The sequence below is a fragment of the Geothrix oryzae genome, from assembly GCF_030295385.1.
Classification (GTDB): Bacteria; Acidobacteriota; Holophagae; order Holophagales; family Holophagaceae; genus Geothrix; species Geothrix oryzae.
In genome coordinates, this window is sequence record NZ_AP027079.1 from 1447405 (window position 1) to 1462805 (window position 15401).

General features: G+C 65.7%; 15 protein-coding genes. 1 reads left to right on the top strand and 14 read right to left on the bottom strand.

Going from position 1 to position 15401, the window contains the following annotated elements; genetic code table 11:
* Positions 1-3 precede the first annotated feature (3 nt).
* On the bottom strand, positions 4-495 hold the full coding sequence (gene ispF, locus QUD34_RS06645; protein ID WP_286355816.1) for a 2-C-methyl-D-erythritol 2,4-cyclodiphosphate synthase: 492 nt from the start codon (positions 493-495) through the stop codon (positions 4-6).
* On the bottom strand, positions 492-2018 hold the full coding sequence (locus QUD34_RS06650; protein WP_286355817.1) for an ATP-binding protein: 1527 nt from the start codon (positions 2016-2018) through the stop codon (positions 492-494). Before QUD34_RS06650 ends, ispF begins: the two co-directional genes overlap by 4 nt.
* A gap of 115 nt (positions 2019-2133) precedes the next feature.
* Here QUD34_RS06650 and ruvB point away from each other — a divergent pair, with 115 nt between their 5' ends.
* Positions 2134-3147: a Holliday junction branch migration DNA helicase RuvB gene (gene ruvB / locus QUD34_RS06655; RefSeq protein ID WP_286355818.1), complete on the top strand. Its 1014-nt coding sequence runs from the start codon at positions 2134-2136 to the stop codon at positions 3145-3147.
* A 14-nt stretch (positions 3148-3161) separates the two neighbouring features.
* Here ruvB and QUD34_RS06660 read toward each other — a convergent pair whose 3' ends face one another.
* The 12 genes from QUD34_RS06660 to QUD34_RS06715 all read right to left on the bottom strand — a co-directional run bounded on the left by QUD34_RS06660 (position 3162) and on the right by QUD34_RS06715 (position 15240).
* Entirely contained in the window at positions 3162-3641 is a 480-nt protein-coding gene (locus QUD34_RS06660; protein ID WP_286355819.1) for a bactofilin family protein, read from the bottom strand.
* An 11-nt stretch (positions 3642-3652) separates the two neighbouring features.
* Entirely contained in the window at positions 3653-4624 is a 972-nt protein-coding gene (locus QUD34_RS06665) for a M23 family metallopeptidase (protein WP_286355820.1), read from the bottom strand.
* Between the two features lie 60 nt (positions 4625-4684).
* Entirely contained in the window at positions 4685-5530 is an 846-nt protein-coding gene (locus QUD34_RS06670; RefSeq protein WP_286355821.1) for a UbiA-like polyprenyltransferase, read from the bottom strand.
* A 234-nt stretch (positions 5531-5764) separates the two neighbouring features.
* A complete protein-coding gene (locus QUD34_RS06675; protein WP_286355822.1) occupies positions 5765-6820 on the bottom strand; it encodes a YjiK family protein in 1056 nt (351 codons plus the stop codon).
* A gap of 30 nt (positions 6821-6850) precedes the next feature.
* Positions 6851-8182, bottom strand: a complete 1332-nt coding sequence (locus tag QUD34_RS06680; RefSeq protein WP_286355823.1) for an MgtC/SapB family protein — start codon at positions 8180-8182, stop codon at positions 6851-6853.
* 120 nt (positions 8183-8302) lie between these two features.
* On the bottom strand, positions 8303-8941 hold the full coding sequence (locus tag QUD34_RS06685; RefSeq protein ID WP_286355824.1) for a hypothetical protein: 639 nt from the start codon (positions 8939-8941) through the stop codon (positions 8303-8305).
* 83 nt (positions 8942-9024) lie between these two features.
* Positions 9025-10314: an MgtC/SapB family protein gene (locus QUD34_RS06690; protein ID WP_286355825.1), complete on the bottom strand. Its 1290-nt coding sequence runs from the start codon at positions 10312-10314 to the stop codon at positions 9025-9027.
* A 60-nt stretch (positions 10315-10374) separates the two neighbouring features.
* Positions 10375-11100 (bottom strand): hypothetical protein, encoded by a 726-nt coding sequence (locus QUD34_RS06695; protein WP_286355826.1) that lies wholly within the window; start codon positions 11098-11100, stop codon positions 10375-10377.
* Positions 11097-12662 carry an SLC13 family permease gene (locus QUD34_RS06700; protein ID WP_286355827.1) on the bottom strand — a complete coding sequence of 522 codons (1566 nt, stop codon included), beginning with the start codon at positions 12660-12662 and terminating at the stop codon, positions 11097-11099. The genes QUD34_RS06695 and QUD34_RS06700 overlap by 4 nt, the downstream gene beginning before the upstream one ends.
* A gap of 51 nt (positions 12663-12713) precedes the next feature.
* Positions 12714-13187: a CYTH domain-containing protein gene (locus QUD34_RS06705; protein ID WP_286355828.1), complete on the bottom strand. Its 474-nt coding sequence runs from the start codon at positions 13185-13187 to the stop codon at positions 12714-12716.
* 14 nt (positions 13188-13201) lie between these two features.
* Positions 13202-13666: a hypothetical protein gene (locus QUD34_RS06710; protein ID WP_286355829.1), complete on the bottom strand. Its 465-nt coding sequence runs from the start codon at positions 13664-13666 to the stop codon at positions 13202-13204.
* 248 nt (positions 13667-13914) lie between these two features.
* Positions 13915-15240, bottom strand: coding sequence for an OprO/OprP family phosphate-selective porin (locus QUD34_RS06715; RefSeq protein WP_286355830.1), 1326 nt, complete (start codon positions 15238-15240; stop codon positions 13915-13917).
* Positions 15241-15401: the final 161 nt, after the last annotated feature.

Sequence of the window (15401 nt, forward strand, 5' to 3'; positions counted from 1 at the left end):
GATTCAGATCCGCTCGATCAGCACCACGGCCTGGGCGGCCAGGCCCTCGCCCCGGCCGGTGAAGCCCAGCTTCTCCGTCGTGGTGGCCTTCACATTCAGGGCCTCGGCGGCAAGGCCGAGCAGTGGCGCGATGCGCCCGCGCATGCGCTCGCGGTGGGGGCCGATCTTGGGGCGTTCGCCGATGAGGCAGACATCGGCGTTCACGACGCGCCAGCCGCGTTCGGAGAGATCCCCCATCACGCGTCGGAGCAGCTGGGCGGAGTCTGCCCCCCGGTAGGCGGGATCGGTATCGGGGAAATGCTGGCCGATGTCGCCGAGGCCCGCCGCTCCGAGCAGGGCATCCATCAGCGCATGGATCATCACATCCGCGTCGCTGTGTCCCGCGAGGCCGCGGTCATGGGGGACTTCGCAGCCCATGAGCACCAGGGGACGCCCGTCTTCCGGGGCGGCGAAGCGGTGGACATCGAAACCCTGGCCGATCCGGAGGCCGGTCATGCGGGCCCCGCGCCCAGGTTGCGGTGCTCGCCCGTGGATTGTTCGGAGATCTTGATCGCGCCGGTGATCGGGTGGTCGGGAAGCAGAATGATGACTTCGGTGCCCATGCCTTCCTCGCTGACGAACTCCAGGGTACCGCCATGCTCCTCGACGATCTTCTTCACGGTGGCCATGCCGAGTCCCGTCCCCTTCTTCTTCCCGTAGCTGAAGAAGGGCTCGAAGATCCGCTTGATCACACGCTTGGGGATGCCCTTGCCCCGATCACGCACGCGGATCTGGACACCGCCGGTGACCTGGGTCCAGGACACCAGCACCTCGCCCGTCATGTCGGTGGTGGCATCCAGCGCATTGGCCAGCAGGTTCTCCATCACCCGAGTGAAGCGGCTGGGATCGAGCTTGATCAGGCAGGGCAGGCCTTCCGCGCGGAGGGCCACGCCCATCTCGGCGGCCCGCGACATCATCGGTTCGACGATCCCCTCGAAGAAGGGCAGCAGGTCCACCGTTTCCCGGTTGGGTTCCCGGATTTTCGCGAAGTCCAGCACATCCTGGCTGAGGTGGGTGAGGCGGTCCACGCACTCCAGGATCTTCCGGCAGTGGTGGCGGACCTTGGTGTCGTCGGTGGAGAGATCGAGGAGATCCGCGTGTCCGCGGAGCACGAACAGGCCGTTCTTGAAGTCGTGGACGATGGAGCTGGCCACCTGTCCGACGGTCGCCAGCACATGACTCCGCAGGTTCTCCTCGGAGAGCCGGGTGCGTTCGATGGCGATGGCGCAGAGCGAGACGATGGCCTCGAAGGTCTCCCGGTCCGGCGGTTCGGTGATGGGGCGGCGGCTGTCGAGGTAGACCACGCCGATGCGCTTGCCCTGGAGCACCAGCGGCAGACAGAGGATGGTCTTCAGCTCCAGCCGCTGGATCGAGTGCTGGCTGAGCAGGAACTGGTCCTCGGCGACATTCAGGATCCAGACCGGGTCGCCCGTCTCGAAGACCTTGTGGACGCTCGACATGGACAGCTGGATGTGGCCTTCCAGCTCCTGGCCCAGGTTGCGCTGCACGCGGCTGGTCAGCTCACCGTTCTCGAGGAGCATGAGGAAGCCGCGATCCGTGCCGGAAATGGAGAGCAGGCGATCCAGGGACTGCTCCAGCAGGTCCTCGAGGTCGATCTCCTGGGCCAGGAGCTGGGCCGTCTCGAGAATGGCCTGGAGATGGAGCTCGGAACTGGTCTGGTCCGTCCGCATCAGGGTCAGGGTGTAGGCCCCGTCCGCCAGGCGCAGGGGCGTCCCCGGTTCCCAGGTCACGCGCCCCAGCTGCTGGTCCTTGTAGAAGCTGCCGTGGGTGGTCTGGAGATCCTCGGCCCACCAGGCGTCGTCCTTCAGCTCCAGCCGCAGGTGGTTCCGGCTGATCATGTTGTCGGACAGCACCACATCGCAGAGGCTCTGGCGCCCGAGGGTGACGGAACGGGTGAGCGGCACGGTGCGCTCGAACCCATGGCGGTCTCGAATCAGGAGCTGGTAGCGCTGGGCCACGGCATCTCCCGGGCGGGGGTCAGGGGGGAGGGACGATTGGAAATTCGGCTGCGAACCCAAGATTATCCGGCCATCGGCTGGACACAAGTGGAAGTCCCGTGAGGGAATAGAGGTCATGCACCGGCACCCCGACCTCGATCCCTCCACCGGCCAGGAGGACCCCATTGAATACTCGCTGCGGCCGCAGCGACTTCAGGAATATATCGGCCAGGCTAAGGTAAAAGTCAGGTTGGAGATCGCGCTGCAGGCCGCGAAGAAGCGTGGGGATGTCCTCGACCATGTGCTGTTGTTCGGGCCTCCGGGCTTGGGGAAGACCACCCTGGCCCATGTGCTGGCCAACGAGATGGGTGCGTCCTGCAAGGTGATCCAGGCTCCGGCGCTGGAGAAGAAGGGCGACCTGGCCGCCATCCTCACCAACCTGGAGGCCGGCGAGTTCCTCTTTATCGACGAGATCCACCGGCTGTCCGCCCCCATCGAGGAGATGCTCTACGCGGCCATGGAGGATCGCAAGCTGGACATCCTCATCGGCCAGGGTCCCAGCGCCCAGACGCTGAAAGTGGACCTCCGGCCCTTCACGATGGTGGGGGCCACCACCCGGGCCGGGTTGATCTCGAAGCCCCTGCACGACCGCTTCGGCATGGTGCACCGCCTCGAGTTCTACACCCGCGCGGACCTGGCCATCATTGCCCGCCGGTCGGCGGACCTGCTGGGCATCCACCTCGCCACCGAAGGATCCGAGGCCATCGCCCGCCGCAGCCGGGGGACGCCCCGCATCTGCAACCGCCTACTGCGGCGCTGCCGGGACTACGCGGAAGTGAAGGGGGACGGCACCATCACCGCCGCCGCCGCGGAGGCCTGCCTAAAGCTGCACGAGGTGGATGACCTGGGCCTCGACGCCCTGGACCGGGACTACCTCCAGGCCCTGTGCCACAAACACCGGGGCGGGCCCGTGGGCCTGCGGACGCTGGCCGCGGCTCTGGGCGAGGACGACGGCGCGCTGGAGGATCTGGTGGAGCCCTACCTCATGCAGGTGGGATTCCTGGACCGCACCCCCCAGGGCCGAAAGGCCACGGATGCAGCCTATGCCTACCTTGGCGTGAACACCGACCCGGGGCCCCTCTTCCGCTGATCGAGGCCTGCAGATCAGTACTTGCTCTCGAGCTTCTTGAGGTCCTTGTCCCCGGGCTTGGAGAGGGGCAGCACCCCGCCCTTGGCCGCGCCGTTCACGCCGCTGCCGGTGTTGGCATCCAGATTCCGGGTCTGGTCCTTGCGGATGCAGACACCCTGGAGGGTGCCCCCCTCGTCGACGACGAGGGAGCCCACTTCCACATCGCCTTCGACGAAGCCCGTGCCGTGGATCTCCAGGCAATCCGTGATCTTCATGGTGCCTTCCGCGCGGCCCGTCACCACCAGGTGCTTCGCGAAGATGGTGCCCTTCACCAGGCCGTTGGGGGCGATGGACACTTCGCCGGTGGAGTGGATGATCCCGTCCACGACCCCTTCGATGCGGAGGCTGTGGGCGCCGGTATGGATCTCGCCGGTCAGGGTCACTTCCTTGCCCAGCAGGGAATGGATGGCGGGGGCGGCTTCGGATTTGGACTTGCTGCTACGGAAGACGGCCATGGGGCGCTCCTTCAGGACGGCTTGCCGAGGGCCTTCAGCCACTGCCGCTGAAGGCGGAGGTAGGGTTGGGGATTGACGGCTTTCCCGTTCCGCCGGACCTCGTAATGAAGATGGACGCCGGTTGCATTGCCCGAGCGTCCCATGGCCCCAAGGATATCTCCCCGGGAGACCTGCTGCCCGACTTTCACATTCAGGTGGTTCATGTGGGCGTAGAGGGTTTCCTGGTCATCCGTGTGCCGCACGCGGACGCCCCAGCCATAGCGATCCATCCACCCCGCTTCCACCACTTCGCCGTCCGCCGTGGCCTGGATGGGTGTATCCAGGACATTGCTGATGTCGATGCCCGAGTGGTAGCCCAGCAGGCCGTCGCCCGTCTCGTTGCCCCGGGAGAAGGGGCTGACGCGGACGCCGAAGCCCGAGCTCATGTAGCCGGCCGTGGGCGGAATGGAGGGTGTGTGGCTCCAGGAGCGGAGCACGGGCGCCATGCGGGCACGCACCACGGCGGCCTGCTTGGCGGTGTAATCCAGATCCTGGCGCAGCCGGGAGAGCCGTTCCCGGGCTCCGGGGGGCGGCGGCGTGGAATCGGGCTGGTTCGGCGGGGCTGGGAGGGGCGAGGCTGCCGGGGCCTTGGGGTCCAGCAGCTTGAGCAGCTCCGTGTGCTGCTGGCGGAGGGTGGCGACCTCGGCCTCCAGGGCCTGGGCCTGGTCCAGGGAAGACCGGATCAGCTGCTGCTGTTCCTGGGTTTCCTGCTGGAGGCGGCCGAAGCTCATGATCTTCTTGGTGGCCCAGAACCCGTAGCCGGAGCCGATCATGGCCAGGGCCGAGAAGCCGGCCACGCAGCCGAGGACCCAGAGCATCGTCCGGCGGGTCAGCGACCAGCGGAAGGTGCGGTGGCTGAAGACCACCATGACCGTGAGCCACCGCATGGAATCGGGGCGGCTGGAGCGGACAGCGCGGCGGCGTTCGGGCGGTTGGCTGGACATGGAATCCCAGCATACCTGGGAAGCCGTCGAGGATCGAATCGTCTTCTTACAACGAACGATCTAGATCGGGGCCAGCATCGACTTTGAAAGCCACCATTCCAAGGCATGGCCCAAGAAAAACACGAGCCCCACAAAACTGTTCAGCGTGAAGAAAGCCTGGTCGATGCGGGACAGGTCTCCACCCCGGACCAGCCACTGCTCCCGGGCCAGCATGGCCGCGACCGCCGCCCAGCCGATCCAGGGCAAGGCGTGGCTGCCCATCTGGAGGTTGAACAGGGCCCAGGCCACCAGGGCCAGCCCGTGGAGGGCGCGGGACAGCCCCAGCGCCCCCGGGGTCCCCAGCCGTGCGGGCACGGAGTGGAGGCCCTTCGTGCGGTCGTAACTCTCATCCTGCAGGGCATAGAGGATGTCGAACCCCGCGGTCCAGGCCAGCACGCCACCGGACAGCCACAGGGCCGGGGCCTCGATCCGACCCGACACCGCGATCCAGGCGCCCAGCGGCGCCCCGGCCAGCGACAGCCCCAGCACCACATGGGCCCAGGTGGTGAAGCGCTTGCAGAGCGAATAACCGAGGATGATGATCAGCGCCAGCGGCGACAGGGCCCAGGTGAGGGGGCCGAGGGCGCCGGCCGCCAGGCCGAAGAGGACGATGCCGGCGCCCATCAGCGCCATGGCCCCGGCCTTGGAGACCCGGCCGGCAGGAAGGGCCCGGCCCGCCGTCCGCGGGTTCTCCGCATCCAGGTCCGCGTCCACCAGCCGGTTGAAGGTCATGGCCGCCGTCCGGGCACCGACCATCGCCGCCAGGATCCAGAGAATGGTCCTCAGCGGCGGCAGTCCCTGGGCGGCCCCCAGCGCGCCCAGGAAAGCAAAGGGCAGGGCGAACACGGTGTGCTCGAACTTGATCATGTCGAGCAGCTCGATGCATTGGTTGTAAACAGATGATTTGTTTTCTTGGGATGAAAACATGCGAAGGCTGCGCGAACCCGCTTCAGGCTTTCCGGTTTCCTCATCCGAGTGAGCTTTCCCGGATGGAGCGGGATTCTGGGGGTGATTGGAGTGATCCGCCGGCTTATCCATGGGAGACATGATCCAGTGAATCGGGAGCCGTGTCTCCGGTTGGATGAAGGGCCGTTCGTCGCCCTATCGGGGGATGCCCGTTCGGCGTGGCCCATGGGATGAGAGGGTGCTTGTGGGTTCGCCAACGGAGAAGGACAGGCGGAGGTAGGTATAGGCGGGTGCCTCGCAGAGGGATCCACCCTCTTCGCTGAAGAGGTAGACCTCGTTCGTCCCGGGCACGGGCATGACGGCCTCAGGGCGGCACAACCCCTCGAATTCAGGGAACCGGATGCGCTCGGTCTCCCCTTTCAGCGAGCACAGCCAGAGGGAGTAGCCCGCGGCCTTGTCCACGGGGCCGCCGATCACCAGATAGGCGCCCAGGGCGGGCACATATTGAATGTCCCGGATGCCTTGGCCCTCCAGGTCGATCGGTTGCATCCGCACCTCAGGCCGATCCGAGAACGGCTTCGAGACGAAGGCGAGCAGGGCCTTGCCGCAGTTCAGGGCGAAGGCCTTGCCGAAGGTGGGATCCCCGAAGGCGGGGCCGTACAGCGGCGACCTCAGGCCGATCACCAGCGTCTCGGGCTGCCCGGGAACCCAGGAGAGGCCCTCGGTGTTGAGCCCGCCCCTCACGCCGAAGGTGGCGGCCACCCTCGAGTACCAGCGCTCGTCCGGGAGGCTCTTGAGGCCCTCCAGCAGCAGGTCGCGGATGACGGTGGCGCGTTCCTGGTGCACGAACCTCCGGGTGGGATCCAGGGTGAAGGAGGTCAGCAGCCGGTAGGACTCGGTATCCTCGTCCGCCTGGGCCAGGCTGGAGAGGACATAGAACTGCCCCCCATGGAAGGTGATGCCCTCCAGGTCCTTCTGCTGCACCACCCGGGGCAGGACGGCGCCCGCTTCCTCCAGGCGGTCCAAGCTCGCCACCCGGATCTCCGGGTGCTCCGAATTGAGCCCCCCGTCGTAGGCCAGGTAGGCCTTTCCCTCCACGCAGACGGCGCCGCTGAGATCCTGGCGCCGCGGGCCCTCCTTCGCGAAGGAAGGCGTCCTCCCCTTGGCGAGCACGCGGAACGAGGGGATGGCACTCCGGGCGACTCCCACCGACAGCAGCATGATCGCGATCTGGCGCACGAGGCGGGGCAAGGCATCTCCGTCAGGCATGGGGTTGCAGCATCACAGGAAGAAGATGGAATACAGGATCGAGAGCACCGCCAGCGGGATCATCCCCATGGCGGCCAGGTTGGCGGTGCGTCGCGTGCCGAACAGGTAGGTGTAGGCCACCTTCAGCAGATTGTTGCTGGCGCTGGCGATGATGATGGCCTGCAGGATCTGGAATGTGCCGATGCCCAGGTTGCCTTGCAGCACGGAGACCACGAAGGGCGTGATGTCGGAACAGCCCACCAGGAAGGACAGCATACGCAGGCCCATGCCCTTGTAGTAGAGCAGGGTGTACTTCGTGGCCAGCGAGACCGCCACGAACATGACGGCGAAGAAGAGGGCGGAGTTGATCTCCAGGGGGTTCTTGTGCAGGGCCGGTTCTTCACCCTCCGTCGGTGGGATGCCTTCGGCAGGGGCTTCCGCCGGCACCGCCTCGGGGATGGGGGCGACCGCCACCGTCTGGTCGCGGCGGATCCAGAAGGCGTAGCCGGCGGCGAGGCCAGCCAGCACCAGCAGCGCCGGCCCGACCTGGAGGGCGGAGCTGATCCGGAAGATGGAGACGAGCACCAGGAGGCGCAGGTACATCATGCAGACCGCCAGCAGGATCGCGGCGGCGGCCTCCTGGTCGTGCCCGGGGTGGCGCTTGGATTTCTTGGCCAGCACCAGCACGGCCACCGTGCTGGAGTAGACCCCCCCGATCAGGCCCGTCAGCAGCATGCCCTTGCGGGGCACGAGGTAGGTCTGAAGCACATAGCCCAGGTACGAGATGGTCGTGGTGATCACCACCGCCATCCAGATCTGCCGCGGGGTCACGGGCAGCACCGTGAAGATCTGGCCCATGGCCCCGGAGGTCGGCGGCAGGCTCGGGATCAGCGGCAGCACCACCCCGGCGATCGCCAGGAACTTGCAGGCCGTGACCACCTCGCCGGTCTCCAGCCGGTCGGTGAACTGGCGGATCCGTCCTTTCGAATGGAGGATGAACAGGATCGAGACGCCGAAGAGCACCAGGAACCAGTGGGGCTGGTGGAGCGCCACGGGCCCAGTGGTGTAGGTGAGCAAGGCGATGAGCACGCCGATGAGGCCGGGGCTCTTCTTCTGGCGCACCTTGTTGCTGTAGTAGACGAGCAGGAAGGGAACCACCGCGGCCATGCCCAGCAGGAACGCGATCTGGCCGACCGCGGGGATCTGGTAGAGCATGAATCCCAGCATGCCGAGGAAGACGAAGGTCCGAACCGTGCCGAAGGTGTCGAACTTCTTTTCGCTCTCGTAGTAATCCCGCAGACCGATGCCGATCAGGGTGCTGATGGCGAGGGTCAGCAGGAAGGGCGCCACCTGGGGTGGAAGCATGGGGACTCCGGGACGGTGGAACAGGAGGAAGGGGCAATCATCAGGGAGGGGCCCCTTCGCAGGCCCCGGGGCGGCTCCCCCCGAAGCCGCCCCGGGGTGGGGCATGGATCCGGGAAGAACCTATTCCATGCCCATGACGCCCTTGGCGGCCTTCAGGTAGTTGGTGTTCGGCATGGCGGCGATGCCGAGACCTTCGATCACCTGGCGCATGCCATCGTAGTTCTCGCTCTCCGCGCAGGCGGATTCCAGCATGGCGCCGTTGAACCAGACCTGGGCGTACTCGCAGATGATGCCGTCAATGGTGAACCCGTAGCGCATCTTCTCGACGGCCACGGGAACCAGGTCGGGGTGCTTGCGGGCCATGGCGATGAATTCCTCGATGGTGTAGACATCCTTGTCCAGGGCCATCTCGGCCTTGAGGTGGGACAGGATGGTGGCCAGATCCTCCTTCTTCACGGGGAACTGGAACTTCCCGCGGGGCTGGAAGATCTCGTAGCCCTCGGGGGTCTCGCCCACCTTGGTCTTGATGTCCAGCAGGCCGTCGCGCACTTTCACATTGGCCTCGTTCGTCTTCGCGCTCAGGAAGTAGGTCTCTTTGGGCATGCGGCGAGCCTGGAAGAGGACGGTCTTGCCGTTCCACATCTTCTCCTTCACTAGCTCGATGACGCCGTGGCCGAAGACTCGGAACTCGGCTCGGGGAATGAGCTTCAGGGCGTCTTCGGCGGAAGTGGCGGTGTTCTTGGCAAACACATCGGACATGGGGTTGCTCCAGTGAGGGGTGGATGGGAGATCCATCCAGGGCGGGTGCCCCTGGGGGCAGGGGCGGGAAGATGCCACCGGGCCTAGAAAGCCACGGCGGCGTAGAGGAAGGAGAGGCCGACGATCCCCGCCATGCCGAGGGCCGTGAGGCGGGCGGTCTGGCGGTGGCCGAAGGCGAAGGTGTAGGCCGTCTTCATCACATTGTTCGAGGCGGTGGCGATGACGATGGCCTGAAGGATCTGGTGCGTGCCGATGCCGAGGTTGCCCTGCAGGACGGACACGATGAAGGGGACGATGTCGGAGGCGCCCACGAGGAAGGAGAGCATCCGGAGCCCCAGTTCCTGGAAGCGCAGCAGGACGAACTTGGTGACCAGGGACACGGTGACGAACATGAGGGCGAACAGCAGCGCGGCGTTCAGCTCGAGCGGGTTGCGCTCCTTGACCTCCACGACCTCGTCGCCCTCGGCCGGATCGGCGGCGGGCGCGCCGCCACGGCGCAGCCACCAGGCATAGGCCCCGGCCATCAGCGAGAAGAGCAGGAAGGGCGGAACGAGCCGGATGGCGCCCAGGGGCATGAAGGCTGCGACCAGAAAGAGGATCCGCAGGTACATCGTGGGGGTGGACAGCATGATGGCCGCGGCCGCCTCCCGGGCCTGGTGGCCGTGGGGGCGGGTCTTCTTGGAGATCACCAGGACCGTCATGGTGCTGGAGTAGAGTCCCCCGATCAGGCCCGTCAGCAGCAGGCCCTTCTTGGGGTAGAGGTAGGTCTGCAGCACATAACCGAAGTAGGAGATGGCGGTGGTCACCACCACGGCCATCCAGATCTGGTGCGGCCCGACGGGAAGCACGGCAAAGATCTTCCCAGCCAGGCCATCCGCAGGCGGGACCGCCGGGATGAGGGGCAGGATGACGCCGGCGATCGCCAGGAATTTGCAGGCGGTCACCACCTCGCCGGTTTCCAGCCGATCCGTGAACTGTCGGATGCGGCCCTTGGAATGCAGCACGAAGAGGATGGTGACGGCAAAGGCGACGAGGTACCAGTGCGGTTCGTGGATCACCACCGGGCCCACGCTGTAGGTGAGGAGGGCGATGAGCACGCCGATGAGCCCAGGGCTCTTCTGCTGGCTGACCTTGTGGTTGTAGTAGATCAGGAGGAAGGGCCCCACCACCACCATGCCCACCAGGAAGGCGTAGGCGCCGATGACCGGGATCCGGTAGAGCATGTGGCCCAGCAGCCCGAGGAAGATGAAGGTCCTGACCGTCCCGAAGGTGTCCCGCTTTCCTTCCTGCTCGTAGTATTCGCGCAGGCCGATGCCGATCAGCGAACTGATGGCGACGGTGAGGAGGAAAGGGGTGAACTGGGGTGGGAACAAATGACGCTCCAAGGCGGCCGGGGCCGGCTGCGGGTTGATCGTGGTTGTGGGGTGGTCCGGCTAGGACCGCTTCCTGGACACGAGATCTTTGAAATAGACGAGGTAGAGCCCCGCGAGAACGACGCCGGCGACCAGCCAGCCGGAGGACCGGCGCCTCGGCACCACCTCCACGACCATGGAGGTGTCGTCGCCCTGGCGGAGGCCGGTGAACTGCAGGATGGCCGCCTGGTGGCCGTCGAGCCGGGTCAGCAGCACGCGGGGACCGATTTCTGATTTCTTCGGCTTCGGCAGCTGCTCGCGGATGGCCTGGGCCATCATGTCCTCCGGGAAGAGGAATTCGAACCGGTAGCTCCCGATGGCGGTTTCCTGGGTGTTCACGAAGGCGTGCCGGAAGAGGCGGCTGTTGGCCGGGAGGGTGCTCCGCTCGCCCGGTCCCAGCTGGACCTCCTGGATGGCCCGCTTCACCTCGAAGGCGATGCGGAGGGTGGCCGTGGCCGGCATGCCCTCGGGTAGGTGGAACCGGAGGGTGGTCATGCCGTTTCGCGGCCCGCACTCCAGGCCCACGCCGGCGGGCGCTTCCACCAGCCGCGGATTTTCGGGGGAGGGAAAGCCGAGGGGCAGGCTGAGCGTGCCAGGCGTGGCGCTCGTGACGACCACGGTGGCCGTGGCCTGGCCCGACCCCTGTTCGTCGGCGTGGAGGCGAACCACATAGGACTGGATGTCCGTGGCCATCAGCAGGCTTGGCGCCAGGAAGGCCAGGAAGGAAAGAAGGCGGAGGATCCTCATGGTGCCACCGCCCAGAATGCAGGTGTGATGCCCAGCCAGTGGAACCAGGTGGCCCCGGAGAGCACCAGGATCGCCACCCCGAGGGTGCAGGTGAGCATGCCGTACTTGAAGTTGTCCGAAACCGTGAACTGGTTGGTGGAGAAGAGGATCACATTCGGCTTTCCGCTGATGGGCAGGCCCACCACCCAGTCGATGCAGAGGGCGGCGGGAAGCGCCAGCGACAGCGGATTCCAGCCCAGGGCCTTGGCCAGGGTGATGATGATCGGAATCATGATGAGGGTGCGGACGGTCTTCGAGGTGGTGAGCAGGTGACTGTACATCATCACGGAGATCACCACGGTGTAGGTGATTCCGAAGGGCACCCCCTTGAGGTTCATCCCCCCGAAGAGCATCCGGACGCCCCATTCGGCGGCGCCGGTGTCGTCCAGGGCGAGGCCGCCCGCGTAGGCGCCCGCGCTGAAGATCAGCAGGTGCCAGGGAATGTCCGCCTCGGCCCAGGACAGGATGCCCCAGCGGGGGAAGAGGACGATCACGGCCCCCAGCAGCGCGGCGAAGGGCGCGCTGATCTCCACGCCGAACCACCGCATGTGGAAGATGTCGGTCATCCACAGGAACAGCACCATGCCGAAGATGGCGATGGCCTTCTTCTCCTGGAAGCTCAGGGAGCCCATGGCCCGGTACTGCTCTCGGACCAGATCGAGCCCGCCCTCCACCTGGGGAACCTGGTTCTCGGGCCGGATGCGGAACAGCAGTTTCTGCCCGAGGATCCACATGAGGAGGATGGTGACGATGGCCACCGGCGCACCCAGACGCATCCAGTCCATGTAGTAGACCCGGTGCCCGCCCATGTTCTGGATGAGGCCCACCGCGATGAGGTTGGCCGAGCTGCCGGTCATGGTGATGGACGAGAGCACCGAAATGCAGGCCAGGTTGAGCAGCATGAGGTTCTTGCCGAAGGCGTTCGGCGTGGCTTCCGTGGAGCCGTAGATGGTGGCGACCACGATCATGAGCGGCAATGTCATCACGCACCGGGCCGCCGTGGCGGGGATGAGCGGCGCCAGGGCCAGCTGCAGGACCACGAAGGCCAGCAGGGCCCAGCTGGCCTTGTGGCCGAAGCGCAGCACCAGCCACAGGGCCATGCGCTTGGCGAGCCGGGTCTTCACCAGCATGGAGCTCAGGATGAAGGCCAGCAGGTTCAGCCAGATCACCTCCATCCCCAGGACATCCATGATGGCTTTGGCATTCGAGGTGCGCGTCACCAGCAGCAGGAACATGAGGACAAGGGAGGTGACATAGGTCGGGAAGGGTTCGGTTACCCACCAGACCAGGGCGAGCATGAAGCACGCGGCGCCGGACTGGGCCGACGCGCTCAGGCCCGCGCCGGCGGGCAGGTAGTAGATGAGGAGGAACAGCAGGATGCCGCCCGGGAATCCCAGGTAGCGCATCCACTGCTCGGTGGGGCTCTGTGCCTCCCTCACCTTCGAGGAGAGTGTCATCTTCTCCATGTCCAGGAGTTCCTGGAGGGTGGGTGGGGCGTTGGCGGGTCGTGCTTCGGAATTCATGCCGGAACCTGAAAGTGCGGGCCACCGGTGGGGTGGCCCGCGGGAGAGGGATTAGGCCTTGGTCCAGTTCTTGAAGGGGTGCTTCAGGAGGTTGGAGTTGAAGTAGCGCGGATCGCTGGAGACCTCTGCGCCGACCCAGTCCGGCAGCGTGATCTTCTCACCTTCGGACGCCAGCTCCACCTCGGCCACCACCAGGCCTTCGTTTTCGCCATGGAAGACATCGATCTCCCAGGTCTTCCCGCCGTGGACTTCCTTGTGGCGGTGCTTGTCGATGAGGGGCTGCTCGCAGAGGTTGTCCAGGAGGATCGCGGCATCCTCCCCGGGAATCAGGTACTCGAACTCGGCGCGGGTGACACCCGTGGTGATGCCCTTGATGGTGAGCTTGGCCTTCGTCCCCTCGATGCGCACGCGGACGACGCGTTCCTTCTGCGAGTTCAGGTAGCCCTGCTTGAAGTGCGTGCCTTCACTCTGGGGTTTCCAGGCGGCGAGGTTGACGAGGTACTTCCGTTCGATTTCCTTGGCCATGTCGAGGCTCCGATTCAGTGTCTTGGGGTGGGATGGATTCGCAGGGCGTCTTTGAGTCCCTGCGGGTAGCTGGTGTTGCCTCGCGCTCGGAGTCCCAGGCGGGCGATGACCTGGAGGGTCAGGTCAGGATCTTCGTGCTCCACGGAAAGGCACTCGACCCTGGCTCGGCGGATCGTAAGCCGGGCGAATTCGCCGCTGACGCCATCCAGTTCAAATATTTCGGATTGCTTCAAAATGCTGACGGCATGGACCTCGGGGGTATGCCGCAGGATGGTTTCCATGAACTGCGCTTGGGTGTACTCGGATCGGTCCAGCCTCGGGGCCGGGAGACCCCAGGCCTCGAAGAGTCGTGCCACCACCGAGGGCGGGCAGGGAAAGCCGGCGGAGAGGACCGGATCCCACAGTTCCAAGCCGCCGGGTCCCGTTTCCTTGCGCCACTTGAGCCGCACCGTGCCCTCCTGGATCTGGACATCGTGCATGCTCATCCGGCACAGGAGGCAGACATCCTGCGAAGTGACCGTTGGAGAGACCGACAACTCAGGGTGATCCTGTCGGAACGCGTCGAAGGACGGAGCGAAGGACCGCCATTCCCAACGGGGCATGTCTAGGGGAGCGGCCTTGCTCATGGATATCCCGGAGGCCAGAGGGTGATGGTTTGGGCTCGCGGCTCCCGGAGGCGGTCGGAGGAGTCACCGCGATGGGGGACCCCTCCGGACCGGATCCAGGGCTAGAAATTCACCTGCAGGCGGAGACTGGTGAAGGCGAAGTCATCGTTCACGATGCCGCCGTAGACCCCCTTGGGCTTGGCGTTCTCGTTGTTGTCCACCTTCGTGTAATCCATCATCCAGCGGATGTTCTTGTTCATGTAGTAGGTCAGGCCGAGGCTCATGTTCTTCGCCACGCCGCCCTTCACCGCATCCAGGGCCGTCAGATCGTCCTGGTCCATCTTGCTGTAGCGCGCCACCACTTCCCAGGCGCCGTTCTTGGAAGGCACCACCTTGCCGAAGAGGCCGTCGCTGACCTCGTAGGTGCGCTGGCCGCCGAAGACCCACGACACCTGGCCGTAGTAGGTGGCGAAGCTGTGATCCACCACGCTGGCCAGGGCGGCGGCGCCAGTGCCGACCGCGGCGCGGCGGTAGACCTTGGTCTGCTGGTACTCGCCCTGCCAGGAGAACGGACCCCAGACGCCCGCCAGCTCGGCGCCGTACTGCTTCCAGTTGTCCACATTCGAGATCTTCGCGTTCAGGAACTTCGCCTTGCTGATCTTCCCCGCCTCGGGTCGGCCGGAGAGATCCACCACATACTGCAGGCTCGCCAGGGGGGTGAGCGCCGTGGTGCTGTAGTCGGCGTTGGGCTTGCGGTAGGTGGTGGCCACGCCTAAGTGCACGGCCTTGGTTTCCGAGACGAGCACGGGCGCGACGGTGAATCGGCCCGCGTAGCCCCAGCCCTGGTCCGAGCCGTTGGCGTCGAGGGAACCCGCGTTGTTCGTGTCGTCAATGGCCTGGCCGAAGAAGTTCAGCTTGGTCTGCCAGCGCTCGCCCCAGGTCTGGTAGGCGATGCCCACATGCCGGTCGGGCGTCCAGACATCGCTGTACGAGCGCTCTGTGAACCAGATCGCGTTCGAGGAACTGAGTGTGTCAAAGCCGAAGGGGGCCTTGAACTGGCCCACCTGGATCAGCGTGTTCTTGAAGCCCTGGTAGCCCACCCACATGTCCTTGATAGAGGCGGTGCTGTCGGCGAAATCGTAGTCACCCTCGCCCAGCCAGTTCTTCCCGAAGGTGGCCTTGAAGCTGATGCGGGCGCGGCGCAGTTGGGTGCCGTTCGCCAGGCGGTTTTCGTTGCCGTTGAAGAAGACGGAATCCAGGTGGAAGCGGCCGCCGAACTTCACGGTGAATCCGCTGTCCTTGGCGTCGTCCTTCCTGGTCTCGAGCTTCGTCAACTTTTCGATCTTCTTCTCGAGATCGGACAGGCGCTGGTCCGTGTCCGCCGAGGTCTGGGCGAAGAGCGGGCCGGCCATCAGGGCCAGGGCCAGGGGGGAGATGAGAGCTTTCATGGGTTCGCTCCTAGGTGAGCTTGAACGCAGGTCACGCGGGCCTGCCGGTGGGGGAGTAGATGTGTCGCCCCTGGCGTGGACCCGGGGCCGTTTCTTCAACAGCAAGCCCCGAGCCATTCTCTACCAGAAGGTTAATTTCTTTGATTGCCTTTAGATAGGAC

Coding starts and splice junctions, on each gene's coding strand:
- QUD34_RS06695 (WP_286355826.1), bottom strand. CDS start 11,100: ATGAGGATCCTCCGCCTTCTTTCCTTCCTGGCCTTCCTGGCGCCAAGC.
- QUD34_RS06710 (WP_286355829.1), bottom strand. CDS start 13,666: ATGCACGATGTCCAGATCCAGGAGGGCACGGTGCGGCTCAAGTGGCGC.
- QUD34_RS06705 (WP_286355828.1), bottom strand. CDS start 13,187: ATGGCCAAGGAAATCGAACGGAAGTACCTCGTCAACCTCGCCGCCTGG.
- QUD34_RS06700 (WP_286355827.1), bottom strand. CDS start 12,662: ATGAATTCCGAAGCACGACCCGCCAACGCCCCACCCACCCTCCAGGAA.
- QUD34_RS06680 (WP_286355823.1), bottom strand. CDS start 8,182: ATGCTTCCACCCCAGGTGGCGCCCTTCCTGCTGACCCTCGCCATCAGC.
- QUD34_RS06715 (WP_286355830.1), bottom strand. CDS start 15,240: ATGAAAGCTCTCATCTCCCCCCTGGCCCTGGCCCTGATGGCCGGCCCG.
- ispF (WP_286355816.1), bottom strand. CDS start 495: ATGACCGGCCTCCGGATCGGCCAGGGTTTCGATGTCCACCGCTTCGCC.
- QUD34_RS06660 (WP_286355819.1), bottom strand. CDS start 3,641: ATGGCCGTCTTCCGTAGCAGCAAGTCCAAATCCGAAGCCGCCCCCGCC.
- QUD34_RS06670 (WP_286355821.1), bottom strand. CDS start 5,530: ATGATCAAGTTCGAGCACACCGTGTTCGCCCTGCCCTTTGCTTTCCTG.
- QUD34_RS06685 (WP_286355824.1), bottom strand. CDS start 8,941: ATGTCCGATGTGTTTGCCAAGAACACCGCCACTTCCGCCGAAGACGCC.
- QUD34_RS06665 (WP_286355820.1), bottom strand. CDS start 4,624: ATGTCCAGCCAACCGCCCGAACGCCGCCGCGCTGTCCGCTCCAGCCGC.
- ruvB (WP_286355818.1), top strand. CDS start 2,134: ATGCACCGGCACCCCGACCTCGATCCCTCCACCGGCCAGGAGGACCCC.